Below are 26,830 nucleotides of genomic sequence, written 5' to 3'. Positions count from 1 at the left end.
CTTAATGTCCGAGGCCGATACCCATGGGCTTGAGTAGCATCCAGATCGCCATTCCGACCATCATCAGGTTCTCCGTCAGCGAGACGAAGCCGAGCGGCACATTGCTGTCACCGCCCACGCAGGCGCATTTGAGTTCGCGCTTGTCGATATAGACGGCCTTGAAGACCGATATGGCTCCGATGGTGCCGATGAAGAGCGCGACGGGGATCGACAGCCACATGAGCGCGCCGGCCATCATCAGGACGCCCGCCAGCGCTTCGCCGAATGGATAGATGTAGGAATAACGCACCCAACGTTGTGCCAGGAGATCGTAGTTCAGGAACATGGTGGCGAAGCCCTCCACGTCCTTGAGCTTTTGCAGGGCAAGGAGGCACATCGCAATGGCGATGAACCATTCCGCCGTCGCGATGGTGAGAAGGTTCCCGAACGCGGCCCAACTCGCCGCCAGCGCCATCAGCGCCGCCATCGCGAACAGTGCGATCACCGGCGTATAGGTGGTGGCGTCGTTGTCCTTTACCTCCTTGCCGAAGAAGGCGAGAAGATCGTCGTAGCCGCCGATGCGCTTGCCGCCAATGAAGGTCTGCGGTGTGGTGTCGACGCCGTGCTTTTTCTTGAAAGCATCAACCTCGGCGCGAGACGTCAGCTTGTGGTCCTCGACCTGGTAGCCCTCCCGTTGCAGAAGGTCGAGCGATTTGAGCCCCCAGGGACAAGTATGTTCGGTCATGACCATTCGATGGAGTTCGGCATGTTTCGCGGTGGCGGCAGCCATTGCGGTTTCCTCCAGATTCAAAGCTTGGCCTTGGCGAAGATCTCGACCAGCTCGTTGAACTTCTTGCGCTGCTCGGCGGCATCGCCGGACGCAATCGCGTCTTCGACGCAGCAGGCGGCGTGGGATTTCAGGATTTCGGTTTCAACGATGGCCAGCGCGGCCTTGATCGCGTGGATCTGATGCAGGATGTCGATGCAATAGCGGCCGTCCGTGACCATCTGGCCGACGCCGCGCACCTGACCTTCGATCCGACTGAGCCTCGAGCGGAGAGCTTTGGTATTCTTCTGATCCATGAGCTACCGATACCCTATATGGGTATATCAAACACTTCAGCGTGGGCTTGGTTCCCTTCGTTCGCCAGGAACTCTTCCATCGTTGTGATTCCCGAAACATCATCATCTTGAGTTTATTTGTGTCGGGTTGACCTTCCAACGGTTGGAACCCTCATCTTAGAGGGCCAAGCGAAGGAGATGGACATGAAGATCAGAGCGGAAAACGTAATCAACGCTGTTGGCGAGCTTCGGGCCGGGCTGCTTGCGGTCAGGGATCTGGCCGATACGCTGTTATCCCTGGTCGAGGCAGCGGACGCATCACCACTATCGAAACGAGGTACCGGAGGTCGTTCGGCGTCCACACAAGCTGTTTGCCTTGATCGAAGGCGCACCGACGGAGCGCTTGTCGCCTTCGCGGTGGCAACCATCATCGTGCTGATGACCGGCAAAGGAAAAGGGCGGAATTGATCCGCCCTTCACCGTGTCATTGGCCACGCTTGGCCAGCCATTCCTGCATCTGCGCGATTTCCGCCTCCTGGGCTGAGATGACCTCTTCGGCGAGCGCTCGCACCTCGGGGTCTGATCCGTGTTCGAGAACGACACGAGCCATCTCGATGGCGCCCTGGTGATGCGGGATCATGCCGCGCATGAAATCCACGTCGGCGTCGCCGGTAAACTCGACCGCCATATCGGCGTGCATCTTGTCGTTGACTTGCCTGTAGGCCCGAATGACAGGGTTATCCGAAGGCGTGCCGGCACCGTGTCCGGCATGTTCACCGTGATTCATGGTCGCTCCTTGGCCTTGCTCGTCCATCTGGGACTGTGCGTAGGCGAGTCCGCCGGCAATGACGAACGCGCCGGCAATGAAGATCGGGGTGAGCTTGTTCATGACGCAGCTCCTAATCAGTTTACAGTTGCAGGATAGCCGGCTTCTTCGAGAACCTGCTGAATAGCCCCCGCTGTGGCGGTCGTCTCGACATTGACCTTCCGGGCCTCCGGATTCGTTTCCACCTTGGCGGTGGGGTCGACTGACTGGATCGCCTTGGTGACGGATTTTGCGCAGCCACCGCAGGTCATGTTCTCGATTCTGAGTTCCATGAGAATTCTCCTTGTTTCGGTCTCACGTTGCCGAATGTGGGGCTTCCAACCATGGGAAGGTCAATAGCGATTTTTCTCTTTTTGTCCCCTTGACCTTCCCATGGTTGGAAGCCCCATCTTCTGTCCGAACTGGAATTTCGGGACAAAAAGGAGGCGGCTATGAATGCCCCCGTTCGAGCAACAGACTTGTCTGGAACGATATCACTCCCCATTGAGGGGATGACCTGTGCATCCTGCGTAGGTCGTGTCGAAAGAGCCCTCAAGGCCGTGCCTGGCGTCACCAATGCGGTCGTCAATCTGGCGACCGAAAAGGCGACCATCACCACGAACGCTGCGATCGATCCCTCCACGCTCATCAAGGCCGTGGAGGATGTAGGCTATGAGGTTGCGGCAAGCTTCTCCGCGCCGACGGCAGCCACGCTTGAAGTGGCGATCGAGGGCATGACCTGCGCATCCTGCGTGGGTCGCGTCGAAAAGGCGCTCAAGGCCGTACCCGGCGTCACCAATGCCGTCGTCAACCTCGCGACTGAGAAGGCCACGATCCAGGGCAGCGCCGATGCGGCGGTTTTGGTGGCTGCCATTGAGGGCGCGGGATACGACGCCAGGGTGATCGCCACGGCGGCAGGAACCAGCCAAAGCGAGACGGATGATCGTGCCGAGAAGAAGGAAGCGGAACGTCGTGAACTGACCCGGGATTTCACCATCGCGGCGGTGCTGACGGTGCCTGTCTTTATCCTGGAGATGGGCTCGCACGTCGTCCCGGGCATGCATGACCTGATCGCTTCGACCATCGGCATGCAGATGAACTGGTACATCCAGTTCGTTTTGACGACCATCGTCCTGTTCGTTCCGGGTATCCGCTTCTATGACAAGGGGCTGCCCGCCCTGTGGCGGCTCGCCCCCGACATGAACTCCCTGGTCGCGGTCGGTACGCTGGCTGCCTATGGCTATTCGCTGGTCGCAACCTTCGCGCCCGGCTTCCTGCCTGCCGGAACGGTGAATGTCTATTTCGAGGCCGCCGCCGTCATCGTGACGTTAATCCTGCTCGGCCGTTTGCTTGAGGCCCGTGCCAAGGGCCGCACCTCTGAGGCGATCAAGCGTCTCGTCGGCCTTCAGGCCAAGATGGCGCGCGTGCGCAGGGACGACAAGACGGTCGAATTGCCGATCGAGTCCGTGCTGTCGGGAGACATTGTCGAGGTTCGTCCTGGCGATCGTATCCCGGTGGACGGCGAGGTCATCGAAGGCCAGAGCTATGTCGACGAATCGATGATCACGGGCGAACCGATCCCGGTCTCCAAGAAGCACGGCAGCGAGGTCGTGGCCGGAACGGTGAACCAGAAGGGCGCCTTCGCCATCCGTGCGACGGCGGTCGGCGGCAACACCGTGCTGTCGCAGATCATCCGCATGGTCGAGGAAGCCCAGGGGTCCAAGCTGCCGATCCAGGCGCTGGTCGACAAGGTGACAATGTGGTTCGTGCCGGCGGTCTTTGCCGTAGCGGCCCTGACCTTTGCTGCCTGGCTCTGGTTCGGGCCGTCACCGGCACTCACATTTGCGCTGGTCAATGCCGTCGCCGTGCTGATCATCGCCTGCCCGTGCGCCATGGGCCTGGCGACGCCGACCTCGATCATGGTTGGCACCGGCCGCGGCGCCGAGCTGGGCGTGCTTTTCCGCAAGGGCGAAGCGCTGCAACTGCTCAAGGACGCCAGGGTCGTCGCCGTCGACAAGACGGGCACGCTGACGGAAGGCAAGCCCGCGCTCACCGATCTGGAACTGGCCATCGGTTTCGACCGGGCAGATGTCCTCGGTCTGGTGGCGGCAGTTGAGGCGAAGTCGGAGCATCCGATCGCCCGTGCGATCGTGGATGCGGCTGCCGGGGAGAACATCTCGCTGCCGGCCGTGTCGGACTTCGAATCGGTGACGGGTTTCGGCGTCAAGGCCGTGAGCGGCGGCAGCCAAGTCGAGATCGGCGCAGACCGCTACATGGCCGAACTCGGCCATGACGTAGTAGCCTTCTCCAAGATCGCCGAACGTCTTGGCAATGAGGGCAAGTCACCGCTCTACGCCGCGATCGACGGCAAGCTTGCGGCGATCATTGCCGTGGCCGATCCGATCAAGGAGACCACGCCTGCGGCGATCAAGGCGCTGCACGATCTTGGACTCAAGGTCGCGATGATCACCGGCGACAACAAGCGCACGGCCGAGGCTATCGCCAAGCGTCTGGGGATCGACGAGGTGGTGGCGGAAGTGCTGCCGGACGGCAAGGTCGACGCGGTACGCCGCCTCAAGGCCCAGCATGGCAAGGTGGCGTTCGTCGGCGACGGCATCAACGACGCTCCGGCTCTGGCCGAAGCGGATGTGGGCCTTGCCATCGGCACGGGGACGGACATTGCCATCGAGGCGGCCGACGTGGTGCTGATGTCGGGCAGCCTGCAAGGTGTTCCGAACGCCATCGCACTGTCCAAGGCAACGATCGGCAACATCCGGCAGAACCTGTTCTGGGCCTTTGCCTACAACACGGCGCTGATCCCCGTTGCCGCCGGTCTGCTCTATCCGGCCTACGGCATCCTGCTGTCGCCGGTCTTCGCCGCCGGCGCGATGGCCCTGTCGAGCGTCTTCGTGCTCGGCAATGCGCTGAGGCTCAAGACCTTCCGCGCGCCCGCGCAGGCGGAAAGCGGTGCAGTCCGGCACCCGCAGCCTGAACTCGCGCCCGCGAAATGAGAACAGGCGGGCCTGCTCCGGCAGGCTCGCCACAGCTGGAAAAGGAATGAAGTGATGACCAATACGGGAACTCCGTCGGTGGTGCTGTATACCACACCAACCTGCCCCGATTGCCATGCCGTCAAGCGATGGCTTGCAGATCAGGGTGTCTCATTCGAAGAGCGGGACCTGTCAGATCCGCAGATCGCCGAAGAGGCGAAAGCGCGGACCGGCGTGCGCGTTGCCCCGATCACGATCGTCAATGAACAGGTCTTCTACGGCACCTTTGCCGACCAGAAACCTCGCCTGGCGGAAGCCCTGTCATCGGGCACCGCCTGAGGGAGATTGTCATGGGAAGACAAATCGAAATTCGGCAGGCGGGGCGCATCATCGACGTGCCGGATGGCCGAACCATTCTGGAGAGAGCGCTCGAAGAAGGGATCGCATATCCTCATGGATGCCGTTCGGGTCGCTGTGGCTCCTGCAAGTCCCGACTGGTCAGCGGCGAGGTCGATCTTCTGCCGCACACACGCTTTTCCCTGACGGACGATGAACGGGCTCAGGGATTGATCCTCGCATGCCGCGCGCAGCCGCTCACGGACTGCACGGTCGCATGGCTCGATGAGGAGGAAGAGCAGCTTGATCTTCCCGTCCGCACCTATCGGACGCGGGTCGTCGCGATCGATGACGCAACCCACGACATCCGGCAAATCAGGCTGGAGGTCGAAACGGGAGAGGCCGTCGCGTTCAAGGCGGGCCAGTATGCGCAGGTGACGTTCGATGGCGTTCCGGCGCGCGACTATTCGATGGCGAACCAGCCAGGTCGATCCTGTCTCGAATTCCACATAAGGCATGTGCCCGGCGGAGCGACGAGCGAACACGTCGCCAGGTCGCTCAAGGTCGGTGACGAGGTTTCGGTTCGCGGCCCTCTCGGCAGCTCGTTTCTGCGCGAACAGCATACGGGCCCAATTCTGGCGGTCGCCGGCGGGTCGGGACTGGCGCCGATCAAGTCGATTGTCGAAACGGCGCTGGCAAGCGGCCTGCGGCAGCCGATCCATCTCTATTTCGGGGCACGGACGGAACGCGATCTCTATCTCGTCGACCATTTCAGCTTTCTGGCGAGCGCCTACGACAATCTCACCTTCACACCCGTGCTTTCGGAAGTGAGCCGATCCGATCACTTCCGAACTGGTCTGGTAACGGATGCGATCGTGAATGACGTGCAGGACCTCGATGGCTGGAAGGCATATATGGCCGGACCGCCTGCCATGATCGATGATTCCGGCATCATGCTTCGCGAGTTGGGCTTGCGTGGCGAGGACATACATGCGGACGTATTTTTTACGCCCGAGGAAGCGCCTACATAAGTCGAAGAAAGGAACCAGCGATGAACATCGGAAAAGCAGCGGCGGCATCGGGCGTCTCGGCGAAGATGATCCGTTACTACGAATCGATCGGATTGATCGCGGAAGCATCGCGAACGGATAGCGGATACCGGGATTACTCCGACAAGGACGTGCATACGTTGCGCTTTATCAGGCGCGCGCGTGATCTCGGCTTCTCGGTCGAGAAAATGACGGAACTGCTTGCCCTGTGGCGAGACCGAGGCCGGGCGAGTGCGGACGTCAAGCGTGTGGCGCTGGAGCATGTCGAGGAACTTGAACGGAAGGCGCGCGAACTTAGGGAAATGAGCATGACGCTCAAGCATCTGGCCGAGAACTGCCGGGGCAATGCCCGGCCGGACTGTCCGATCATCGATGAGCTGTCGGCGACTGATGGCCCTGAAACCAGCCCCACGCGGACCCGCCATCGTTCCAGCGCGGCAGGGAACAGGTTCGAGCATACAAGGCCCGTTGTGTCGACGCAGGCTAAACTGAGCGACAATGGCGCCAGGGAGCAATAGCCATGACGCTTTCCGGCGAAATCCTGCATCTGTTCAAACGGGCCTGTTCGGACGGCGACATGGAAGTTGCCGAGAAGCTTTTGCAGGCCCTTGAACTGATCGATGCACGAGGGCTCGGCGCCGCATCTTCCCACAAGCCGCTGTCTCAAGCTTATCTGGCTATCGGCGAGCTTCCCCTGCCTCCGAAAAAATGTCAGCGGCCTCATTAAGACATCATCTGTTGCGTGCGACCCAAGGCCGGATGAGCCAGAAACGGGAGGGGCCAATGCCGACTTCGCAGGTCAATAACTGCTCGCGCAGACGGCGGATCAACGATGTGGAGGCGGCGGCCTCCGAAACTCAGCGGCGGCGGGAAACCTCCTCCTGGTATCCGCGCTCTCGTTCCGGCCAGGTACTCTTGATAAAAGCGAGGACAGCCCGGATCTCGGCGTCGTTTAGGGAGTCGGCAAAACCAGGCATGTCGCTCTCATAGCTCCCCCCGACGATCGCGGCTGTACCCTCCTTGACGATGCGGAACAGCACCTCATCGGCATGGTGCCAGGTGTGGCCGCTCTCGTCGTGCGGCGGTGCGGGCAACCGACCAGAGGGAAGCGGCGAGCGCCAGTCCGGCTGCCCTTCCAGATTCGCGCCATGGCAAGACGCGCATTGATCCGCATAGACTTGTCGGCCCTGCTCGACCACCTCCGCTGATGTCGCAACGGTGGACCCGGAACGGGCGTAATGCCATCCAGCCAATGTTGCCACGATCGCACCTCCGAGGAGCGAACCTGACCAGAAAGTAATTTGGAGCTTCTTTCGCATGGCGCGCATGTTCAGTAGCGAGGAATTGCAACTCACGAGAGGGTCAAGAAGAGTTGCCAGAGGTGCGACGCCATCTGCAATAGACATTCCGGTGAGCAGCGCCTATCTTTCCAGTATGTTTGCGCGTGTTGTCTCCATGCTTGCCATAGTCGCGGTCGCCGTCATGACGATGGTGCTCTCCGCGCACGCTGCACGCATGAGCATAACGCCAGATCAGGCTGTTCATGTGAGCGAGATGATGGACTCCGCGGCCGGCATCGAGCCTGCATGCAGCAGCGAACACTGCGGATCGGCAGACATGGATGCGGGAACCTGTGAACTGGTTTGTGCAGGTTTTTCAATCTTTCTCGTATCACCGAGCGGTGGTTCTGGAAACCAATACACGCCAACCGCCTATGTCCTGCCGCCTGATGCCAGCATTGCCGGTCGGGCGCCTGGACTGAACGAACGCCCTCCGAAGATCCGTCTCCTCTGATCGCGCCCGGGCTTCGGTCCGCGGCGTTCCGACAGCTTTGAGGAACGGGACTGCGGTCCCGAGGAGACGACCATGAATACCCTTTCACGACGCGGCTTTCTCGCCGCTGGCGCGGCCATGCTGGCCTACGCTCATGTGCCCCGGATGGCGGCAGCGCAGAACGCCACGCCGCTGTCGCTTCGCGCCGCCAGCCGCACGCTCGACATCGACGGACGCGCCGCCACTGTCTGGGGCCTAGCAGGGCCATCCGGACAGGGCCTGACACTCGATCCCGGCATGCCGTTCCGGGTGAATCTAACGAACGAACTCGACACCGCCACACTGATCCACTGGCACGGCCAGATCCCGCCCAATGCGCAGGATGGCGTGCCCGACATGCCCTTGCCGATGCTCGCCCCCGGCGAGACACGCGCCTATGACTTCGCACCGCTGCCCGGCACCTATTGGATGCACGCGCATGTTCCGCTGCACGAGATGCGCCTTCTGGCCGCGCCACTGATCGTGCGGAGCGCCGAGGATGTCGCGGCTGACCGGCAGGAGGTGGTGCTGTTTCTGCATGATCTCTCGTTCAAGGCGCCCGAGGAGGTGATGGCGGAGATCAAGTCCGGCCATGGTGCTGCGGCTGGTCATGGCGGTGGCCACGGCGCAGGTACGAGCGGAATGTCGGGTATGGACCACGGCGCCATGGGTGGCATGATGGGAATGGGGTCCATGGACGGCATGGCAATGGACCTCAACGACTACGACTGGGACGCCTATCTTGCCAACGATCGCACGCTCTCGGACCCGGAAGTGGTGCAGGTCGAGCGCGGCGGGCGTATCCGCCTGCGGGTTATCAACGCCGCTGCGGCGACTGTGTTCTGGCTCGACACCGGCGAAGCGCAGGCCCGGCTCGTCGCGGTTGATGGCCATGCCGTTCAGCCGCTCTCTGGCACGAGGTTCGGTCTGGCCATGGGCCAACGGCTCGACCTTGAGATCGATCTGCCTTCGGAGGACGGTGCCTGGCCGATCCTCGCGCTGCGAGAAGGCGCGCGGGAGCGCACCGGTCTGATCCTTGCCACTCCGGGCGCCGAGATACGGCACATTGATGCTTTGGCAGAGACGGAAGCACCGGCCTTTGACACCGACCTTGCGCAGGAGACGCGCCTGATCGCCTCCGAAACCTTGCCGGATCGGCCGGTGGACCGCAGCCACATGGTGATGCTGGGCGGCTCGATGCAGCCCTATGTGTGGACGATCAACGGTGCCGTCTGGGGCCAGCATCGCCCGGTTACCGCGAGGCGCGGCGAGCGGATCGTGCTGTCCTTCCACAATATGTCGATGATGGGTCACCCGATGCATCTGCACGGGCATGTGTTCCAGGTCGTCGCGCTGAATGGACGTGCGGTCACGGGCGCGCGGCGGGACACGGTGTATGTGCCGCCGATGTCGATGGTCGACGTGGCACTCGATGCCGGAGAAGCCGCGCGCTGGATGCTGCATTGCCATCACATGCCGCATCTTGAAACAGGCATGATGACCGAATTCACGGTCAACGCATAGGCGGCGTGCTGTCAGAGGACGCCGCTGCCGGCGTCCTCTTGTGGCAACAAGGAGGTGAAATCCATGTCAATGTCTCACGGCGGCCATGCCGGCCACATGCCCGCGAGTGGTGATCGCAAAGCGCTCGTCATTTCGGGCTGGCTCACCGGCCTTTACTTCATCGTGGAACTCGGGATCGGCATCTGGACGGGCTCGGTCGCCGTCATGTCGGATGCCTTCCACACTTTCTCGGCCGTGGGCGGCGTTCTCATTGCGCTGGTCGCCATGCGTCTGGGAGAGCGGAAGTCCAGCCCCGCGCGCACTTTCGGCTACATTCGGGCGGAGATCCTGGGAGCCCTCTTCAACGGCCTCTTCCTCGTCGTCATGGCCCTTTACGTGCTGTGGATGGGCGCGATGCGTCTTATGGAGCCCGTCGAACTGGCCACGACGCCGATGTTGATCGCCGCAGCGGGCGGCATCGCCACCGAGCTTGCCGCGCTTTGGCTCATATACGAACGCCAGAAGGGCAACCTGAACATGCGGGGCGCGTACTGGCACATTCTGCAGACGTTCGTTGGCAGCCTCCTAATCATCGTCTCGGCGCTGGTTATCCGATTCACGGGCTTTGTGGCCATCGACCCGCTGCTTGGCATGGCCTTCGGGCTGGTGCTGCTCTGGGCATCCTGGGGTATCCTGCGCGAGGCATTGCACATCCTGCTGCAAGGCACGCCCGAAGATCTCGACCTGGAGGACGCCATCGAGGCCATCCGACAATTGGAAGGGGTTACCGACGTGCATCACGTCCATGCCTGGAGTCTGACATCCGGGCGCAATGTATTCTCAAGCCACATCTGCGTTGGGGACTGGCAGGAGGGCGAACGGGTGCTACGACAGGCAAACAATCTCCTGCGCGAGCGTTTCAACATCTACTTCTCGACGTTACAGATCGAGGAATACTGCCTCGATGGCGAGGACTCTGCGGCCGAGATTGACATCATGCAGTCTCAGACGGGGCCAGAACGGACCAGCGTCGGAAAAATGCATCGCAATCACTGACGGGCAGGAATTCCGGATTTCGATCACCTCTTGACCTTCCAACGGTTGGAAGGCGCAGAACAGGCGAAACGCAAGCTTAGGATAAGACGCCGAGGAGGCGTGAAAATGGCCAGCAAGACCGAACACGATCATCAGAACAAGAGACACGCTCATTCCGCCCAAGGTCATGCGCATGATCACGCGGCCGTCGCGCAGGACGACACGCACAAGGTCAAGGACCCGGTTTGCGGCATGATGGTCGATCCCCATACGACCCAGCACAAGGCCGAGCATGCCGGTCGGCCCTATTACTTCTGCTCTGCCGGGTGCCATGCGAAGTTCCTGGCCGAGCCCGAACGCTATCTTGATCCGGCAGCGGCGGCGGCGAAGGCAGAACCTGTTCCCGAGGGAACGGTCTATACCTGCCCGATGCATCCCGAGATCAGGCAGGTCGGCCCCGGATCATGCCCGATTTGCGGCATGGCGCTGGAGCCGGTGCTGGTCAGCCTTGAGGCCGAACCCAATGTCGAGCTGATCGACATGACGCGCCGCTTCTGGATCGGCCTTGTTCTGGCGATCCCGGTGTTCATTCTCGAGATGGGCGGGCATCTGTTCGGGCTGACCCACGTCATCGGCCAGCAGGTCTCGAACTGGCTGCAACTGATTCTTGCAACGCCGGTCGTTCTCTGGGCGGGCTGGCCGTTCTTCCAGCGTGGCTGGCAGTCGCTCGTCAACCGCAGCCTCAACATGTTCACACTGATCGCCATGGGCACCGGGACGGCGTGGATTTACAGCGTCGTCGCCACCCTGGCGCCAAGCATTTTTCCGGATGCATTCCGCCAGCACGACGGCTCGGTCGCGGTCTATTTCGAGGCGGCGGCGGTCATAACCGTGCTGGTGCTGCTGGGACAGGTACTGGAGCTGCGGGCGCGCGAGAGCACCAGCGGCGCGATCCGGGCGCTGCTCGACCTCGCCCCCAAGACTGCCCGGATCATTCGTGATGACGGCACTGAGGAAGAGGTTCAACTCGACACCGTTCATGTCGGCGACCGTCTGCGGGTGCGTCCCGGCGAGAAGGTGCCCGTCGATGGCGAAGTTCTGGAAGGGCGCAGCGCTGTCGATGAATCGATGGTGACCGGCGAGTCGATGCCGGTCACCAAGCAAATCGGCTCCAAAGCCATCGGCGGCACCATGAACCAGTCGGGCGCGCTGGTGATCGAGGCGAAGAAGGTCGGGCGCGACACCATGCTGTCGCAGATCGTCCAACTTGTCGCCGAGGCGCAGCGCAGCCGCGCTCCGATCCAGCGCCTCGCCGATCAGGTGTCGGGCTGGTTCGTGCCGGCGGTGATCGTCGTCGCAGTCCTCGCCTTCATCGCTTGGTCGATCTGGGGACCGGAGCCGCGCTTCTCCTTCGGTCTGATCGCGGCGGTTTCGGTCCTGATCATCGCCTGTCCTTGTGCGCTCGGCCTGGCAACGCCGATGTCGATCATGGTCGGCGTCGGTCGGGGCGCACAGGCGGGCGTGCTGATAAAGAACGCCGAGGCGCTGGAGCATATGGAGAAGGTCGATACTATCATTGTCGACAAGACCGGTACGCTGACCGAGGGGAGGCCCGCCGTCATCGCTATCGTGCCAGCGCCTGGCTTCACCGAGGACGAGGCTCTGCGGCTTGCCGCCAGCGTGGAGCGGGCCAGCGAGCATCCGCTGGCATTGGCCATCGTTCGCGCGGCCGAGGAGCGCGGGATCGCGACCGCACCAGTCGCGGATTTCGACTCGCCGACCGGCAAAGGCGCCTACGGCACGGTCGACGGCAAGCGTATTCCCCTTGGAAATGCCAAGTTCCTGGCCGAGCAAGGCGTTGATGTCGCGCCGCTGGCCGATGAGGCCGACCGGCTGCGCGAGGACGGGGCCACCGCGATCTTCATGGGGGTCGATGGCCGCATCGCTGCCATCTTCGCCATCGCCGATCCGGTCAAGCCCTCGACGCCCGAGGCGCTTGCCGCGCTGAAGGCGCAGGGAATCCGCGTTGTCATGCTTACGGGTGACAACTGGACCACGGCCAAGGCGGTCGCCCGCCAGCTCGGCATTGACGAGGTCGAGGCCGAGGTCCTGCCCGATCAGAAAAGCGCCGTCGTGCAGCGGCACAAGGCGGCGGGCGAGGTTGTCGCGATGGCGGGCGACGGCGTCAACGACGCGCCGGCCCTGGCCGCTGCCGATGTCGGCATCGCCATGGGCACCGGCACCGATGTGGCGATGGAAAGCGCGGGTGTCACGTTGCTCAAGGGCGATCTGACCGGCATCGTCCGCGCCCGCCGGCTTTCGGAAGCGGTCATGGGGAACATCCGCCAGAACCTGTTCTTCGCTTTCATCTACAACGCTCTGGGCGTGCCGGTCGCGGCCGGGGTGCTATTTCCGTTCTTCGGCATCCTGCTGTCGCCGATCATCGCCGCCGCCGCCATGGCGCTGTCATCGGTCAGCGTCATCGCCAATGCTGCGCGTTTGCGGAGGGTGAAGCTGTGACGACAGGGTGCCGCAGGCTTCGATTTGCTGCTCATCCCTTTGTGCGCCGCATGCGGACCGTGACGGCGACAATGAATCCATGAAACGAGGTTTGACGATGAGAAACGATCACCGCATCAGCCGGCGCGCCGTTCTGGCCGCTGCCGGCGCGCTTCCGCTGCTGATATCAATGGCAGGGTCGGGAATTGCCGAAACGCTGCCCCTGGTGAATGTCACCAAGGATCCGTCCTGCGGCTGCTGCGATGGCTGGGTCGCGCATATCGAGGCCGCAGGCTTCCCGGTGCGGGTGGTGGAATCCACCGACATGGACCGCCTCAAGCAGCGGCTTGGCGTGCCAGCCGAACTGGCATCGTGCCACACCGCCGAAGTGGGCGGCTATGTGGTCGAGGGCCATGTACCTGCCGCGGCGATCCGCCGCCTGCTGGCCGAGCGGCCTGACGCGACGGGGCTTGCTGTCCCCGGCATGCCTGCCGGCTCGCCCGGCATGGATTTTCCGGGCGTCGATCCCGAGCCCTATGAAGCGTTCCTGTTCGGCCCGACCACCCGAAGCTTCGGGCGCTTTCTCGGTCCGCGGGAAATCTGACACGGGGTTGCCGACATGACCGCCTGGCTTGTGAACGATCCGAAACAGCACCTGGCCGAGGCGGCTTGCCGGCGTCAGCGGGGCTGTCTCGCGGCGTCGGGTGGCGCGCAACATGAACGTGACATCACACTGACCCGGCGTGCCGCCGGGAAGGACGGTGGCGCATGAGCAGGCGGGCACGAGCTGTCTTCCGGGCGAGATGCGGCCGATTGCGCCAGTTTGCGGTCTGCATCTTTCTGCTTGCCATTGGCGCCCTGGTTCTGCAGGTCCCGGTACATGCCAGTCCCGGCGGACACTCCGTCCACCAGCAACAGACCGCCGCCACGGCAAGCCACTGTACCCAGCATCATATGCCGGACGACCACGGCGCAGATCATTCGACAGGCCGCGTGAATGGGGACGGAAGTCCAAATCTGGCGGATTGCTGCCAGACCTGTCTGACGGCCGCGGTTCTCGTCGCGCCGCCGGTGGTCGGCCCACCTGTGAACGGTAAGGTTTTCACGGTTGTGCGCCCTGATCCGCACGACAGATCACCGGAAGGCATCCTGAGGCCTCCACGTCTCATCGCTGCGTAATGCGCAGGGATGCCGCGAGAACAAGATGTCTCCGGCCGCTCCGGTGCAAACCCGAAAGACCAGCGAATAGAACGGAGAGTCGCGACCGGTAACCCGGGCCAGCGCTCCGGAACCAAAGGATGAAATCAATGAACCGAACCGCAATCGCTCTTTCCGTCGGCATCCTGGCAGGCCTGCCGGGCGCTGCCCTCGCTCAGGCCGGGCATGACGCCCACCATCCGGGGACCCCGCCCGCGCAAGCGGAACAGGCTCCATCGCCCACCTCTCCTGCGCGCCAGATGCCTGGCATGCAAGGGATGATGCCCGAGCAGTGCCGGGTCATGATGCAGGCGATGACCCCGGAATGCATCGGTGCGATGCACCAGATGATGCAGGGGATGATGACGTCGCCAAACGAGCAGGCCCCCCATGCGGACGAAAGCCTGCCCGATTTCACCCGGGCCTATGTCGAATCAATGAATGAGATGCACGGACCGATGATGGACGGCGTCATGGCCGACGATGCCGATGTCGCCTTCGTCCGGGGCATGATCCCGCATCATCAGGGTGCGATCGACATGGCCAGGATCGTCCAGCAATACGGGGACGATTCGCAGACCAGGGCATGGGCGGGCCAGATCATCGCGGCGCAGGAAGGCGAGATCGCCGAAATGAAAGTATGGCTAGAGGCGAACGCTGGCGAGGCACCGGCAGCGCTGGGTCAGACCGGCGGGATCGTCTATTCCGCCAATGAAGGCGGCAATTCCATCAGCACCATCGATCTCGGCACGGGAGCGGTCGACACCGCTTCGATCCCGGTCGCCCCCCACAACGTCGATCTGACGCCGGATGGTAAGCTGTTGCTGGCGGTCGGAAATCCTGCCACCGAGGGGGATCACGGGTCGGACGGGCACGGGCACGGCGCGGAGGAGGGTCTGCTGGTCATTCTCGATCCGCAGAACATCACAGCGCCCAAGGCGACTGTGGCAGTTGGCTCCCACCCGGCCCACGTTGTCGCTGATCGGCTTGGCCGCGCCTATGTCTCACTGGCCGGCGGAGACGAGATCGCCGTGATCGACCTCGCACGGGCCGAAGTCATCGGGCGTATCGCGACCGGGGATTACCCCCACGGCCTGCGGCTCAGCCCGGACGAGACCCAATTATATGTCGCCAATGTCGAGGACGGGTCCATGTCCGTCATCGACACGCAGGCTCTGTCCGAGGTGGCGCGTATTCCGGTCGGAACCGCACCAGTCCAGGTCGGGTTCACGCCCTCCGGCGATCAGGTTTATGTCTCGCTGCGCGATGAGAACCGCGTGGCCGTCATTGATACCTCTTCCCGCCAAGTGACGAACAGGATCGATGTCGGACGGAATCCGATCCAGATGTTCGCGACTCCTGACGGGGCCTACGTTTATGTGGCCAACCAAGGCACTGACGCGGAGCCGAACGACACCGTGTCTGTAATCGATACGGCGACAGGACAGATTGTGAAGACGATCACCACCGGCGGCGGCGCCCACGGCGTGTCGGCATCGGCGGACGGGGCTTACGTGTTCGTGACCAATATCGCCGATGACAGCGTCTCGATCATCGATGTCGAGAAGCAGGAAGTGGTGAGGACGGTGCCGGTCGGTGATCGGCCGAATGGCATCGTCTACGGTGGCCCGACCCGATGAACCATTGGCGCTGGGGGCAGCTCCGGCGCCAATTAAGGTCAACGGTCTCCCACCTACGCGTCTGTATCCAAAGGCCAAGATAATTCAATGCGGACAAGTGATCGAGGCTTTCTGCCCATCTGCCGAACAATAGAGAACCCGTTTGTCAACAGACAGTTGCGAGGCAGCCTGATCTACGTTGCCAAACCATGCCAGCGCGGGATCCTGCTGCTGGCCTTGGCTGCGACGGCCTTCTGGATGATGCTGATAGTCAATCTCTTGGCATTCTTTGTCCAGACGCTCGCCGTCGTTGTATAGTGATGCAGCGGATGGCGAAACATTCCAAATCAATCGAGTTTCGCCATCTCCGGTATTTCATTGCCGCAGCCGAACATGGCAGCTTCCGCAAGGCGGGGGCTGCCATCGGGGTTCAGGAATCCGCCATCAGCCGACGCATCCGCGATCTCGAAGACCGTCTCGGCGCCTCCCTCTTCCATCGTCACAGCGCCGGCGTCTGCCTCACACACGCAGGCAGGCGCTTCCTCCGGCGCGCCCGCCAGATCATCCGCAACCTCGGCGAAGGCGCGCACGACATCGCCGCGGTTGGTCGGGGCGAGAACGGCAGCGTCAGGATCGGCATCTACTCATCCATCGCCTCCGGCTTCCTTGCCGAGTTGCTGCACAGCTACGGCCTTCGGCATGGCGATGTCAGGATCGAGCTGGTCGACGGCAATCCCGACGAGCATATCGCCGCCATCCGGCAGTTCCGCCTCGACGTCGCCTTCCTGACCGGAGAGCGGGACTGGCCCGGTTGTGACCGGGCGCATCTGTGGTGCGAGCGGGTCTTCGTGGTGCTGCCCGATCAGCATCCCCTCGCCGCCCGCGCCGAGCTGACATGGCCGGACCTGGCCGAGGAACCCTTCATCGTCAGCGAGGCCGCACCGGGCCAGGAGATCCACGATCATCTGGTGCGGGAGCTGGCGGCGCTCGGTCGTCACCCGGAGATCCAGGTGCAGTCGGTCAGCCGCGACAACCTGCTGCCGCTGGTGGCGATCGGCCGCGGCCTGACGCTGGTGAGCGAGGCCATGACCGTCGCCCTGCTTCCCGGCATCACCTATAGGCCCATCGCAGGCGAGATACTCCCCTTCTCCGCCGTCTGGTCGCCGAACAACGACAATCCCGCCTTCCGAAGGCTGCTCTCCATGGCCAGGGGGGCATCAGCGAACGCCACGAAGATCAGACCGTCGGCATCTTAGATTGAGTCGAGCGCCGCGCCTTGGCGAAGCCGCGATCCGTCGCGATGAACCGCTCCAGCATAGGAACGATGAGCTTCACGGGATCAGCGGCGGGTTGACCGGACTCGCGGGCCAGCACCTCGGCATAGGCAACCAGGTCGCGGTGAAGCGGCCCAGGCAGTTCGACCGTGACCTTTACAGGCTTGTCCTCGACGATGGGGCCGAGTTTCAGTTTCGCCATGGTCAACCTCCTGCGGCCTCGAATACCAAATCTCGGGTAACAATTATCCTGACCGGAAAGCCCGGCCGGATGGTGAGCGTGGGCGCGACCTGCAACTGGCGCTGCACGATCTGCTGGCCCGCCTGATTGATGGTGTCCTGCGCGCCGTCGCGGATGGCCCTGACCAGCCGGTCTTCGTCGCTGGTCGCCAGCTCCGCGCCGACCGCGAGCAGCGTGGAGAGCCCGGCGGCCTTCATCAGATCCCACCAATGATAATCGACGCCATCCTCAAGGCCGGCGTAACCGCTGGCATCCGCGCCCGGCAGACGCTCCAGGACGATGGAGCGGCCGCCCGGCAGGATCAGGCGGTTCCATACCAACAGGACGCGGCGCTGGCCGAAGGTCACGCCGTCATCATATTGGCCGATGATGCGCGTGCCCTGCGGGATCAGGAGCAGGCTGCCGGTCGGGCTGTCATAGACGTTCTCCGTCACCTGCGCCGTGATTTGCCCCGGAAGGTCCGAACGGATGCCGGTGATGAGCGCGGCCGGAATGACGGCCCCGGCCTGTAGTATCCAGGGCGAGGCCGGCGGGGTGACGCGATCCGGGGCGGCGGTCTGCCGGTCCACGGGTCCGTTGAGGAAAGCCGTGTGCCGGTCCTGCGTGGCGGGCTGTCCGCCGAGGCCAAGGCCGGCCAGGCCGGGCATGGCCGTTCCCGGCGTTGCTCCAGTGCGCGGGCCGGCCTGGAAGAACACATTGCTGAGGCGTGCGGCTTCTTCCTCGGCGAGACGACGCTGTTCATCTGGATCGACGGCGGGTGTGGCGATAGCCGGTGGCACGACCGGCAGTCCGCGGTTCTGCGCCTCGAGGATCGGGCGGCCGAGGTCGCCCGGCAATGCCGGTCCCAGGACCGGGCCGGTATAGTCGCGCGGCAAGCCGGACAAACCGTCCGCCGTGGGCCGGTTCTCGGTCGAATAGAGTTCTCCGCCTCCCGGTCCTGCGTCACGGGTCTGGAGGGCATAGATCAGCGCCCCCCCGATGCCGAGCAAAGCGACGGCTCCGACGCCTGCCAGCACCTTGCGAGACAGGCGGGTGACGCGGGGTGGTTCGGCGCGAAGCCGCATAGGCGCGGCGGTTTCGGTATCGCTCATGAAGACGATCCTCCTGTCGTCGCGCCAGTCGGATGGGCTGCGGCCTGCGTCGGGTTGGTGCGGACGATCCTGACCACCTGCTGACGATCGCCGCCGCCGAGGCGCAGTTCGGCCGCGCCGAACAACCTGTCGACGATCAGGACGTTTTGATGGATGCGGCTGTTGACGATCTGCGGTTCGCCATCCGATCCAAGGACGAACAGAGGTGGCATCTCACCCTGCACGATGCCGCGCGGGAACACGACATAGACACGCCGGCCATCGTCGAAGACGGAAACCGGACGCCATGGCGGGGTGCTACCCTGCACCTGCAAGCCGTAACGATAATTGCGCGCCGCCTCGGCTGGAATGATAGGGGCCGATGGCGTCGTGACGCGGCTTCCCGGCGGTGAGGCGGGATAGGCCCAGGCGACGGCGGGCATGTAGAGCGCTTCCCGCGCGCGCAGTTCGATCATGTAGATGCGCCGGTCGGTGGTGATGACGAGATTGGTCGAGATGTCCAGCCGCGTCGGCTTGACCAGCACATGCACCCGCCGGGTCGCGCCCGATCCGCTTTCGGTGTCACCGATCACCCACCTGGCCGTATCGCCGGCGGCAATTGGTCCCGCGCCGGTCAGACTCTCGCCGGGCTCCAGCGCGATGGTGGTGATCTGCCCGACTGCGGCATAGACCTGATAGAGAGCGCCTTCGCTCCACGGATAAATCTGGATGGCGTTGTAATAGCCTTCGCGGCGCGGCTCGACGCGAGCGGCGGCATTGGCATTCTCGACGCGGGCGGTCGCCGTGCCGGCAGCCTCACCGCCTCGCGCGACAGTCCAGGCCGGCGGCGTGTGCAATGGCCGGGGCCGGTCGTCCGTGATGGCCGTCTGCACGGTCGGCAACAGCGGCACATCGGCGTCATAGCTGAACTGTGGTGTCCGGTTGGTTGCGCAGCCAGCCAAAATGGTTGCGGAAAGCAGCAAAGCCGCGAAGGTGGGTTTACGGAAAACCGGAAGCCCGGCTTTACTCATAGACGTGCGGGTCATTGGCTCATCTCCCGCGACCAGTTGATCGCGTTGACATAGATTCCAAGAGGATTGGCGCGCAGCCGCTCGGCGTCACGCGGGGGCTGGATCACGATGGTCAGGATCGCCGTCCATCGCTCGGTGGTAGAGAGCTGGCCGTTCTCGTAGTGCCGTTCGGTCCAGGCCACGCGGAAACTGTCCGGCGACGCCCGGATGATGCTCGACACCTCGACGGCAACCTGCTGACGGCCGACACGGGTGAAGGGATCGTTGGCGCGGGCGTAGTCGTTGAGCGCCACGGCGCCGCGATCCGTGGTCCAGTCATAGGCCCTGAGCCAGTTCTGACGGACAATGATCGGGTCAGCGGGAAGCGAGCGGACCTGTTCGATGAAACGGCCGAGATGGAATGCGATCTGCGGATCGGTCGGCCGATAGTCGGCCGTAGCGGGCGCGACGGTCTGGGCGTGACCGAGATTATCAACTTGGACCACCCAGGGTACGACGGTTCCGCGCGCCGATTGCCAGACAAGAGCGCCGGCGAAACCCACCGAAAGGATCAGCCAACCGAAGGCCATATACCGCCAGTTCCTCGCCTGCACGCGGGCCGAGCCAATGCGCTCGTCCCAGACCTGCGCGGCGCGCTGATAGGGCGTTTCGGGTTCCGGCACTTTGCCGTAATGGGTCGTCGGTCGTTTGAAAATGTTCATGTGCGGTCACTTTCGGAAAGGCTGACTGAGGAGCCGCCACCGTGGCTGTCGCCGGACCGGACGGCATGGGCGGCAGCGGTGACGCCGTGACTCATGGCCCGGCTGCGGCGCATCTGCTGCGCCCAGGCCGGCGGACCATCAGCGGCTGAAGGGGTTGATGGCTCAGGCGAAGGGTTTCCGTCGACCGTACCCATCGTCGAACTGCCGCCGGACGCTGCGAAGCCGGCTCTTGCGCCGTCGGAATAGCTGGATTTGAGGCTGTCGGCGGTGCGGGAGGCGGCACGCTTGAGTGGCGATATGGTTGCGGACGCTCCGGCGCGCGCCACACCGCCAAGGCCGGAAGCGACCCCGGCGGCGCCGGACCCGCCCATGGAGCCGAGGGTATAGGCGGACGAGGCCGCACCGGCGGCTGCGGCTCCCCCGCGCGCGAGCGCGGCGCCTCCTGAGAGTGCGGCGCCGCCGCCCCGCGCCGCGAGCATGGTCGCGCCGCCTGCTGCAATCGCGGCACCACCGACAGCCAGGCCGGTGCCCACGGCAGCGCCGGCACTGAGTTGCGGTCCGCCGGAGACGAGGCCGGTGGCGATGCCGGGGCCGAAGATGCCGAGGCCGAGAAGAGAGAGCGCGGCCAGCACGATCGCCATGGCGTCGTCGATGGTCGGGGTCGCGCCGCCGAAGCCGGCGGTGAACTGGCCGAAGAGCGTCGAGCCGATCCCGATGATGACGGCGAGGACCAACACCTTGATGCCGCTGGAGACGACATTGCCCAGCACGCGCTCGGCCATGAAGGCGGTCTTGCCGAAAAGACCGAAGGGGATGAGCACGAACCCGGCCAAGGTGGTCAACTTGAACTCGATCAGGGTGACGAAAAGCTGGATCGCCAGAATGAAGAAGGCGAGGATGACCAGCGCCCAGGCGAAGAACAGGCAGAGGATCTGCACCAGGTTCTCGAAGACGGCGATCCAGCCCATCAGGTCCGAGATGGATTCCAAGAGCGGCCGGCCGGCGTCGAGTCCGATCTGGGCAACGCGGCCGGGTCGCAGGAGATCGGCGGCGGAAAACCCGGTGCCAGAGGCCATGAGCCCGAGCCCGGCGAAGCTCTCGAAGACGATGCGCGAGAGGTTGTTCCAATTGCTGATGATATAGGCAAACACCCCGATGAAGATGGTCTTCTTGACCAGACGCGCGATGATGTCGTCATCCGCGCCCCAGGCCCAGAAGAGGGCGGCGAGCGTGACGTCAATGACGATCAGCGTCGTCGCAATGAAGGCAACCTCACCGCCGAGCAGACCGAAACCAGAGTCGATGTAGCTGGTGAAGATGCCGAGAAAGTTGTCGATGACCCCCGTTCCGCCCATGGCTCATCGCTCCCGGTTCGGGCCGGGAGCCGTCTGCGCGGGGGACCGACCAAGGAAACGGTCACGGGTCTCGGCCCAGATGGCGAGGCATTCCGCATCATTGGCAGCGGCCTCACCCATTTCCTGGCAGCGGCGCTGACCTTCGCGCAGAGGATCGGCCGATGGCTGGAGGGCCGGGGCGGAAGGCGCCGGGCCGGAGACGTTCTCACGGGTTATCTCGATGATCGCCGCCGTGATGGCAACGGCGACGAACACGATGGCCGCGATCCGGGCCAGCACCTTCCCTTCCATAATCTCCCCTCCCCGGCCTCAGTTGAACATCTGCGCGTTGCCGGGCTGGTAGCCCGAGCCCGGCGACAGGAAGCGCTCACGCTGGATGCGGCCCTGTTCGGCTGCCGTGGCACGCTCTGCCTCCGACAAGGCGTCCGCTCGGCCATTGGCTGAGATCACCGCGATCAGGTCGGAGAGCTGCTGCGACTGGAGAGCAAGAAGCTGATTGCCAGCCTGTGTGGCCTGAAGCGCGCCGACAGCATTCTGGCTTTCGCCAACGAGCGCGGACATCTCGGCGCGGTTGCTGTCGATATTGCCGACGACACCTGCCTGCACCCGCATGGCGTCCTGCAAGCCGCCGACCGTGTTTTCCCAGCGGGACCGGGCAGTCGCGATGAGCTGCTGATCGGTCGCTGTGAGGGACAGGTTGCCGTAGTCCTGCTGGAACATCTGGTCGATGTTCTGCACGTCGAAGGCGATGTTCTGGGCCTGGCCGAGAAGCTGCTGGGTCCGCTGGACGTTCTGTTGAAGGGCCTGAAGCGAGCTATGAGGCAGGCTCGCGAGATTGCGGGCCTGGTTGATCAGCATCTGCGCCTCGTTCTGGAGCGAGGTGATCTGGTTGTTGATCTGCTCCAGCGTGCGGGCGGCGGTCAGCAGGTTCTCGGCATGGTTGGTCGGGTCATAGACGATCCGGCCAAACCCGCCGAAGAAGGCATGGGCCGGTGTCGTGAAGACCGGTGCCAGTGCCAGCGGTGCGGCAAGGGCAAGGGCCAGCGCCGAGACACTGGCCATGCGGGTGATCCGGGGCATTCTGCGCGTCATGGGATGATCTCCTCTTCTTCCAGGGTGAGTTCGATGTCGCCGCCGTCGGGGACGCCGAGCGGCAGGGTCTCGCTTTCAGTCGCGAGATTGGTGAGGTCCGGGATCAGGTCGGCGGCCCAATCGACGCCGCGGGCGCGCAGCCAGGCGGCGAGGAAGCCATCGCGGCCATGCTCGGCGAGGATTTCTGCGATCAGGGCTTGATCGGACTTGGCCGATGCGGCGCAGAGGGCGAGGCCGACTTCGGAAAGGCCCAGCTCGAACAGGCGATTGCCTCTGCGGCTTTGGCAGTAATAGTCCCGCTTGGGCGCAGCCCTGGCCAAGATTTCTATTTGCCTGTCGTTCAAGCCGAACCGGCGATAGATCTCCGTGATCTGCGGCTCGATGGCGCGCTCGTTCGGCAGGAGCAGCCGCGTCGGGCAGCTCTCGATGATGGCCGGTGCGATGGCGGAATTGTCGATATCGGACAGCGACTGCGTGGCGAAGATGACGCTGGCGTTTTTCTTGCGCAGGGTCTTGAGCCATTCCCGCAACTGGTCCGCGAACCCCTTGTCGTCCAGCGCCAGCCATCCCTCGTCGATGATGAGCAGCGTCGGACGGCCATCGAGGCGGTCGCCGATGCGATGAAACAGGTAGGACAGGACGGTGGGCGCGGCACCGGTCCCAACCAGGCCCTCGATCTCGAACGCCTGCACATCGGCCGAGCCGAGATGCTCAGCCTCTGCATCGAGAAGGCGTCCATAGGGTCCACCGACACAATAGGAGCGCAGTGCCTGTTTCAGGTCATTGGATTGCAGCAGCACGGCAAGGCCGGTGATCGTGCGTTCGCCGACCGGGGCGGAAGCGAGCGAGGTCAGCGCCGTCCAGAGATGTTCCTTCACCTCGGGCGTGATCTGGATGTTCTCGCGCATCAGGATCGCCACGATCCAGTCGGCGGCCCAGGCGCGTTCGGCCGTCTCGTGGATGCGGGCCAGCGGTTGCAGCGAGACGGAAGCCTCCGCCGCGTCGGTCAGTTCACCGCCGAGATCGTGCCAGTCACCCTGCATGGCGAGAGCGGAGGCGCGGATGCTGCCACCGAAATCGAAGGCAAAAACCTGCGATCCTGCATAGCGGCGGAACTGCAAGGCCATCAGCGCCAGCAGCACGGACTTGCCCGCGCCGGTCGGACCGACGACGAGGGTATGGCCCACGTCGCCGACATGAAGGGAGAGCCGGAACGGCGTCGATCCTTCGGTCCTGCCATACAGCAGCGGGGGCGAGCCGAAGTGATCGTCCCGTTCCGCCCCCGCCCACACGGCGCTTGAGGGAACCATGTGGGCAAGGTTGAGCGTCGAGACCGGAGGCTGCCGGACATTGGCATAGGCATGTCCGGGCAAGCTGCCGAGCCAGGCGTCGACGGCGTTGACCGTCTCCACCATGACGCTGAAATCGCGGGACTGGATGATCTTCTCGACCAGTCGCAGCTTTTCGTCGGCGCGACGGGCGTCCTCGTCCCAGACGGTGACGGTCGCCGTGACATAGGCCATGCCGGCCATGTCGGCGCCGAGTTCCTGCAACGCCATGTCCGCGTCGGCGGCCTTGTTTGCTGCATCGGTGTCCACGAGCGCCGATTGCTCGTTGGTCATCACCTCCTTGATGATCGCCGCGATGCTCTTGCGCTTGGCGAACCACTGCCGCCTGATCTTTGTCAGCAGCCGGGTCGCGTCGGTCTTGTCCATGAGGATGGCGCGGGTGGACCAGCGATAGGGAAAGGCCAGCCGGTTCATCTCGTCGAGCAGGCCGGGGGTAGTCGTGCTCGGGAAGCCTGTGATCGTCAGAATCCGGAGATGCTGATTACCCAGGCGCGGCTCCAGCCCGCCGGTCAGCGGCTGATCGGCCAGCAGCGCATCCAGATAGATCGGGGTTTCCGGCACGCAGACGCGATGCCGGTTGGTCGAAATCGTCGAATGCAGGTAGGTCAGCGTCCCGGCGTCATCGAGCCAGCGGCATTCCGGCATGAATCCGTCGAGCAGCGCCAGCACGCGGTCGGTGCGGTCGATGAAGCCGCGCACCAGTTCCCAGGGGTTCACGCCCGTGGTCTCGCGGCCCTCGTAGAGCCAAGACTCAGAGCGGGCGGCATCCTCGGCGGGCGGAAGCCACAGGAAGGTCAGGAAGTAGCCCGACACGAAATGGCTGCCTTCCTCCTCGAAATCGGCCTTCCGCTCGGCATCGACCAGCGCGGAGGCCGGCTCGGGGAAGCGGCTCGCAGGATAGGTCGCGGCTTCCGAGCGCTGCGCCTCGACGAAGATGGCCCAGCCGGAGCCGAGGCGGCGGAAGGCGTTGTTCAGCCGTCCGGCGACCGCGACCAACTCGGCCGCGACGGCGGAATCGAGATCCGGCCCACGAAACTTCGCGGTCCTTTGGAACGAGCCATCCTTGTTCAGCACGACGCCGGAGCCGACCAGCGCGACCCAGGGAAGGTAATCGGCGAGGCGGGAGGCGGTGCGGCGGTATTCCGAGAGATTCATCATGGCCGTGCCTCACACCGAAAGATGGCCGGGGATGCGCAAATGGCGGCGCGCGACCTCGACGAAGAGCGGATCGCGTTTGGCGGCCCAGACGGCGGCGATATGGCCCACCGTCCAAATCAGGATGCCAGCCAGCCAGAGCTGAAGGCCGAGGCCCACGGCTCCGGCCAGCGTGCCATTGAGGATCGCGACGGAGCGCGGCGCCCCGCCGAGCAGGATCGGCTCGGTCAGGGCGCGATGGACTGGAACGGAAAAGCCCGGCACCGTGTCGAGGGCCTCGAAACTCACCGCCATCAGACCAGCGCCCCGCCGCCGAAGCTGAAGAAGCTCAGGAAGAAGGAACTGGCCGCGAAGGCGATAGAGATGCCGAAGACGATCTGGATCAGGCGCCGGAAGCCGCCGCCGGTATCGCCGAAGGCGAGCGTCAGGCCGGTGACGATGATGATAATCACCGCCACGATTTTCGCCACCGGCCCTTCGACGGATTCGAGGATGGATTGCAGCGGCGCCTCCCAGGGCATGGAAGAGCCCGAGGCAAAGGCCGGGGACGTCATCAGGCTTACCCAGGCGAAGGCAGAGGCGGTTGCGATATGATGGCGGATACGGAAGGCGCGACGGATCATGCGGGATCTCCTGAATCGTGAGTGCTGGTGGGTTCGGGGAAAGCGGGGGAAATCCGGTAGTCGCCGTCGGGACCGAGACCTTCTACGCGGGCGAGTTCGACAAGCCGCCGTGCGGAACCACGACCGGCGAGGACGGCCACGAGGTCGATGGTCTCGGCGATCATGGCGCGCGGGACGGTGACGACGGCTTCCTGGATCAATTGTTCGAGGCGGCGCAGGGCGCCGATGCCGGACCCGGCATGGATGGTGCCGATGCCGCCCGGATGGCCGGTGCCCCAGGCTTTGAGGAGATCGAGCGCCTCGGCGCCGCGCACCTCACCGATCGGAATGCGGTCCGGACGCAGGCGTAGCGAAGACCGCACCAGATCGGACAAGCTGGCGACGCCATCCTTGGTGCGCATCGCCACGAGATTGGGCGCTGCGCATTGCAACTCGCGGGTGTCCTCGATGATGACGACACGATCGGCGCCCTTTGCGACTTCGGCCAGAAGCGCATTGGTCAGCGTGGTCTTGCCAGTGGACGTGCCGCCCGCGACGAGGATGTTCGCTCGCGACTGGACGGCGGCGCGGAGCGTTTCCGCCTGATCTGCGGACATGATTTCGGCCGCCACATAGTCGTCCAACGTGAAGACCGCGACGGCTGGTTTGCGGATGGCGAAGGCCGGTGCGGCGACGACCGGCGGCAGCAATCCCTCGAACCGCTCACCTGTTTCCGGAAGTTCCGCCGAGACGCGGGGGCTGCGGGTGTGAACTTCGACGCCGACATGGTGGGCAACCAGCCGCACGATTCGCTCGCCATCGGCGGCGGGCAGCATCTCGCCGGTGTCGGCCAGTCCTTCGGACAGCCGGTCGACCCAGATGCGTCCGTCGGGGTTCAGCATGACCTCGACAACGGACGGGTCTTGCAGCAGGGCTGAGATGGCAGGCCCGAGCGCCGTCCGGAGCATGCGCGCGCCGCGGTCCACGGTTGCCTGTTTGTGGTTGATGCCTGCCATCTCGTCCCCGTTCCGCCGAGGAGGCGAGATGCGATCCCCGGATGGGGATCACTAAAAG

30 protein-coding genes are annotated in these 26,830 nt (G+C 64.0%); 14 read left to right on the top strand and 16 right to left on the bottom strand.

What is annotated here, in order from left to right:
- Position 1 precedes the first annotated feature (1 nt).
- Both ABWW11_RS14830 and ABWW11_RS14825 read right to left on the bottom strand, forming a co-directional pair.
- Positions 2–769 (bottom strand): MauE/DoxX family redox-associated membrane protein, encoded by a 768-nt coding sequence (locus tag ABWW11_RS14830; RefSeq protein WP_100653032.1) that lies wholly within the window; start codon positions 767–769, stop codon positions 2–4.
- A gap of 17 nt (positions 770–786) precedes the next feature.
- The gene (locus ABWW11_RS14825; RefSeq protein ID WP_100653030.1) at positions 787–1,062 is read right to left on the bottom strand and encodes a metal-sensitive transcriptional regulator; all 276 of its coding nucleotides are present in this window, start codon (positions 1,060–1,062) and stop codon (positions 787–789) included.
- Positions 1,063–1,245: 183 nt separating this feature from the next.
- Here ABWW11_RS14825 and ABWW11_RS14820 point away from each other — a divergent pair, with 183 nt between their 5' ends.
- On the top strand, positions 1,246–1,509 hold the full coding sequence (locus tag ABWW11_RS14820) for a hypothetical protein (RefSeq protein WP_100653028.1): 264 nt from the start codon (positions 1,246–1,248) through the stop codon (positions 1,507–1,509).
- Positions 1,510–1,525: 16 nt separating this feature from the next.
- On the opposite strand, the gene copM (ABWW11_RS14815) is transcribed toward ABWW11_RS14820, so the two are convergent.
- Positions 1,526–1,930, bottom strand: coding sequence for a CopM family metallochaperone (gene copM, locus ABWW11_RS14815; RefSeq protein ID WP_100653026.1), 405 nt, complete (start codon positions 1,928–1,930; stop codon positions 1,526–1,528).
- Between the two features lie 14 nt (positions 1,931–1,944).
- Positions 1,945–2,139 carry a heavy-metal-associated domain-containing protein gene (locus ABWW11_RS14810; RefSeq protein WP_100653024.1) on the bottom strand — a complete coding sequence of 65 codons (195 nt, stop codon included), beginning with the start codon at positions 2,137–2,139 and terminating at the stop codon, positions 1,945–1,947.
- A 159-nt stretch (positions 2,140–2,298) separates the two neighbouring features.
- On the opposite strand from ABWW11_RS14810, the gene ABWW11_RS14805 reads away from it, so the two are divergent.
- Genes ABWW11_RS14805 through ABWW11_RS14785 form a run of 5 tightly spaced genes read left to right on the top strand, consistent with a single transcriptional unit; the run spans position 2,299 to position 6,948 of the window.
- Positions 2,299–4,857, top strand: coding sequence for a heavy metal translocating P-type ATPase (locus ABWW11_RS14805; protein WP_100653022.1), 2,559 nt, complete (start codon positions 2,299–2,301; stop codon positions 4,855–4,857).
- A gap of 54 nt (positions 4,858–4,911) precedes the next feature.
- A complete protein-coding gene (locus ABWW11_RS14800; RefSeq protein ID WP_100653020.1) occupies positions 4,912–5,175 on the top strand; it encodes a glutaredoxin family protein in 264 nt (87 codons plus the stop codon).
- A gap of 11 nt (positions 5,176–5,186) precedes the next feature.
- Positions 5,187–6,203, top strand: coding sequence for a 2Fe-2S iron-sulfur cluster-binding protein (locus ABWW11_RS14795; RefSeq protein WP_319081090.1), 1,017 nt, complete (start codon positions 5,187–5,189; stop codon positions 6,201–6,203).
- A gap of 20 nt (positions 6,204–6,223) precedes the next feature.
- Positions 6,224–6,739: a Cu(I)-responsive transcriptional regulator gene (gene cueR, locus ABWW11_RS14790; RefSeq protein ID WP_100653165.1), complete on the top strand. Its 516-nt coding sequence runs from the start codon at positions 6,224–6,226 to the stop codon at positions 6,737–6,739.
- 2 nt (positions 6,740–6,741) lie between these two features.
- Positions 6,742–6,948 (top strand): hypothetical protein, encoded by a 207-nt coding sequence (locus ABWW11_RS14785; RefSeq protein WP_100653163.1) that lies wholly within the window; start codon positions 6,742–6,744, stop codon positions 6,946–6,948.
- Between the two features lie 130 nt (positions 6,949–7,078).
- Here ABWW11_RS14785 and ABWW11_RS14780 read toward each other — a convergent pair whose 3' ends face one another.
- Positions 7,079–7,483 (bottom strand): c-type cytochrome, encoded by a 405-nt coding sequence (locus ABWW11_RS14780; protein ID WP_376787012.1) that lies wholly within the window; start codon positions 7,481–7,483, stop codon positions 7,079–7,081.
- Positions 7,484–7,538: 55 nt separating this feature from the next.
- Between ABWW11_RS14780 and ABWW11_RS14775 the strand changes: the two genes are divergently transcribed.
- From ABWW11_RS14775 to ABWW11_RS14740, 8 genes are all read left to right on the top strand, one after another.
- A complete protein-coding gene (locus ABWW11_RS14775) occupies positions 7,539–8,015 on the top strand; it encodes a hypothetical protein (protein ID WP_198427192.1) in 477 nt (158 codons plus the stop codon).
- Positions 8,016–8,087: 72 nt separating this feature from the next.
- On the top strand, positions 8,088–9,557 hold the full coding sequence (locus ABWW11_RS14770; RefSeq protein ID WP_100653159.1) for a multicopper oxidase family protein: 1,470 nt from the start codon (positions 8,088–8,090) through the stop codon (positions 9,555–9,557).
- A 63-nt stretch (positions 9,558–9,620) separates the two neighbouring features.
- Complete coding sequence (locus ABWW11_RS14765; RefSeq protein ID WP_196108376.1) at positions 9,621–10,592, top strand: cation diffusion facilitator family transporter; 972 nt, start codon at positions 9,621–9,623, stop codon at positions 10,590–10,592.
- Positions 10,593–10,697: 105 nt separating this feature from the next.
- Positions 10,698–13,091, top strand: a complete 2,394-nt coding sequence (locus tag ABWW11_RS14760; protein WP_151576945.1) for a heavy metal translocating P-type ATPase — start codon at positions 10,698–10,700, stop codon at positions 13,089–13,091.
- A 97-nt stretch (positions 13,092–13,188) separates the two neighbouring features.
- Positions 13,189–13,674 carry a DUF411 domain-containing protein gene (locus ABWW11_RS14755; protein ID WP_100653153.1) on the top strand — a complete coding sequence of 162 codons (486 nt, stop codon included), beginning with the start codon at positions 13,189–13,191 and terminating at the stop codon, positions 13,672–13,674.
- Between the two features lie 164 nt (positions 13,675–13,838).
- Positions 13,839–14,249 carry a DUF2946 family protein gene (locus ABWW11_RS14750; protein ID WP_151576946.1) on the top strand — a complete coding sequence of 137 codons (411 nt, stop codon included), beginning with the start codon at positions 13,839–13,841 and terminating at the stop codon, positions 14,247–14,249.
- 128 nt (positions 14,250–14,377) lie between these two features.
- The gene (gene copM, locus ABWW11_RS14745; RefSeq protein WP_318264557.1) at positions 14,378–15,907 is read left to right on the top strand and encodes a CopM family metallochaperone; all 1,530 of its coding nucleotides are present in this window, start codon (positions 14,378–14,380) and stop codon (positions 15,905–15,907) included.
- 308 nt (positions 15,908–16,215) lie between these two features.
- Positions 16,216–17,142 carry a LysR family transcriptional regulator gene (locus ABWW11_RS14740; RefSeq protein ID WP_502904875.1) on the top strand — a complete coding sequence of 309 codons (927 nt, stop codon included), beginning with the start codon at positions 16,216–16,218 and terminating at the stop codon, positions 17,140–17,142.
- On the opposite strand, the gene ABWW11_RS14735 is transcribed toward ABWW11_RS14740, so the two are convergent.
- From ABWW11_RS14735 to trbB, 11 genes are read right to left on the bottom strand one after another with little or no spacing between them, the layout of a single operon-like run.
- A complete protein-coding gene (locus tag ABWW11_RS14735; protein ID WP_100653145.1) occupies positions 17,123–17,362 on the bottom strand; it encodes a DUF2274 domain-containing protein in 240 nt (79 codons plus the stop codon). The two genes, ABWW11_RS14740 and ABWW11_RS14735, sit on opposite strands and share 20 nt — an antisense overlap.
- A 2-nt stretch (positions 17,363–17,364) precedes the next feature.
- Entirely contained in the window at positions 17,365–18,492 is a 1,128-nt protein-coding gene (locus tag ABWW11_RS14730) for a TraB/TrbI/VirB10 family type IV secretion system protein (protein ID WP_100653143.1), read from the bottom strand.
- Positions 18,489–19,517, bottom strand: coding sequence for a P-type conjugative transfer protein TrbG (gene trbG / locus ABWW11_RS14725; RefSeq protein WP_319081095.1), 1,029 nt, complete (start codon positions 19,515–19,517; stop codon positions 18,489–18,491). The genes ABWW11_RS14730 and trbG overlap by 4 nt, the downstream gene beginning before the upstream one ends.
- A complete protein-coding gene (gene trbF, locus ABWW11_RS14720; protein WP_319081096.1) occupies positions 19,514–20,203 on the bottom strand; it encodes a conjugal transfer protein TrbF in 690 nt (229 codons plus the stop codon). Before trbF ends, trbG begins: the two co-directional genes overlap by 4 nt.
- The gene (gene trbL, locus ABWW11_RS14715; protein WP_319081098.1) at positions 20,200–21,558 is read right to left on the bottom strand and encodes a P-type conjugative transfer protein TrbL; all 1,359 of its coding nucleotides are present in this window, start codon (positions 21,556–21,558) and stop codon (positions 20,200–20,202) included. Before trbL ends, trbF begins: the two co-directional genes overlap by 4 nt.
- A gap of 3 nt (positions 21,559–21,561) precedes the next feature.
- Positions 21,562–21,849, bottom strand: coding sequence for a putative entry exclusion protein TrbK-alt (trbK-alt, locus tag ABWW11_RS14710; RefSeq protein WP_319081099.1), 288 nt, complete (start codon positions 21,847–21,849; stop codon positions 21,562–21,564).
- Between the two features lie 18 nt (positions 21,850–21,867).
- Positions 21,868–22,650, bottom strand: a complete 783-nt coding sequence (gene trbJ / locus ABWW11_RS14705) for a P-type conjugative transfer protein TrbJ (RefSeq protein ID WP_151576953.1) — start codon at positions 22,648–22,650, stop codon at positions 21,868–21,870.
- Positions 22,647–25,157, bottom strand: coding sequence for a conjugal transfer protein TrbE (gene trbE, locus ABWW11_RS14700; protein WP_353410696.1), 2,511 nt, complete (start codon positions 25,155–25,157; stop codon positions 22,647–22,649). Before trbE ends, trbJ begins: the two co-directional genes overlap by 4 nt.
- Positions 25,158–25,166: 9 nt before the next feature.
- Entirely contained in the window at positions 25,167–25,448 is a 282-nt protein-coding gene (locus ABWW11_RS14695; RefSeq protein ID WP_151576955.1) for a VirB3 family type IV secretion system protein, read from the bottom strand.
- Complete coding sequence (locus tag ABWW11_RS14690; RefSeq protein ID WP_151576956.1) at positions 25,448–25,777, bottom strand: TrbC/VirB2 family type IV secretion system protein; 330 nt, start codon at positions 25,775–25,777, stop codon at positions 25,448–25,450. Before ABWW11_RS14690 ends, ABWW11_RS14695 begins: the two co-directional genes overlap by 1 nt.
- Complete coding sequence (gene trbB, locus ABWW11_RS14685; protein ID WP_151576957.1) at positions 25,774–26,772, bottom strand: P-type conjugative transfer ATPase TrbB; 999 nt, start codon at positions 26,770–26,772, stop codon at positions 25,774–25,776. Before trbB ends, ABWW11_RS14690 begins: the two co-directional genes overlap by 4 nt.
- Between the last annotated feature and the right edge of the window lie 58 nt (positions 26,773–26,830).

The sequence above is a fragment of the Brucella sp. NBRC 113783 genome (assembly GCF_040372265.1).
Classification (GTDB): domain Bacteria; phylum Pseudomonadota; class Alphaproteobacteria; order Rhizobiales; family Rhizobiaceae; genus Brucella; species Brucella teleogrylli.
The sequence above is the reverse complement of the archived record's forward strand: the minus strand, read 5'-3'. Positions and strand labels throughout refer to the sequence as shown.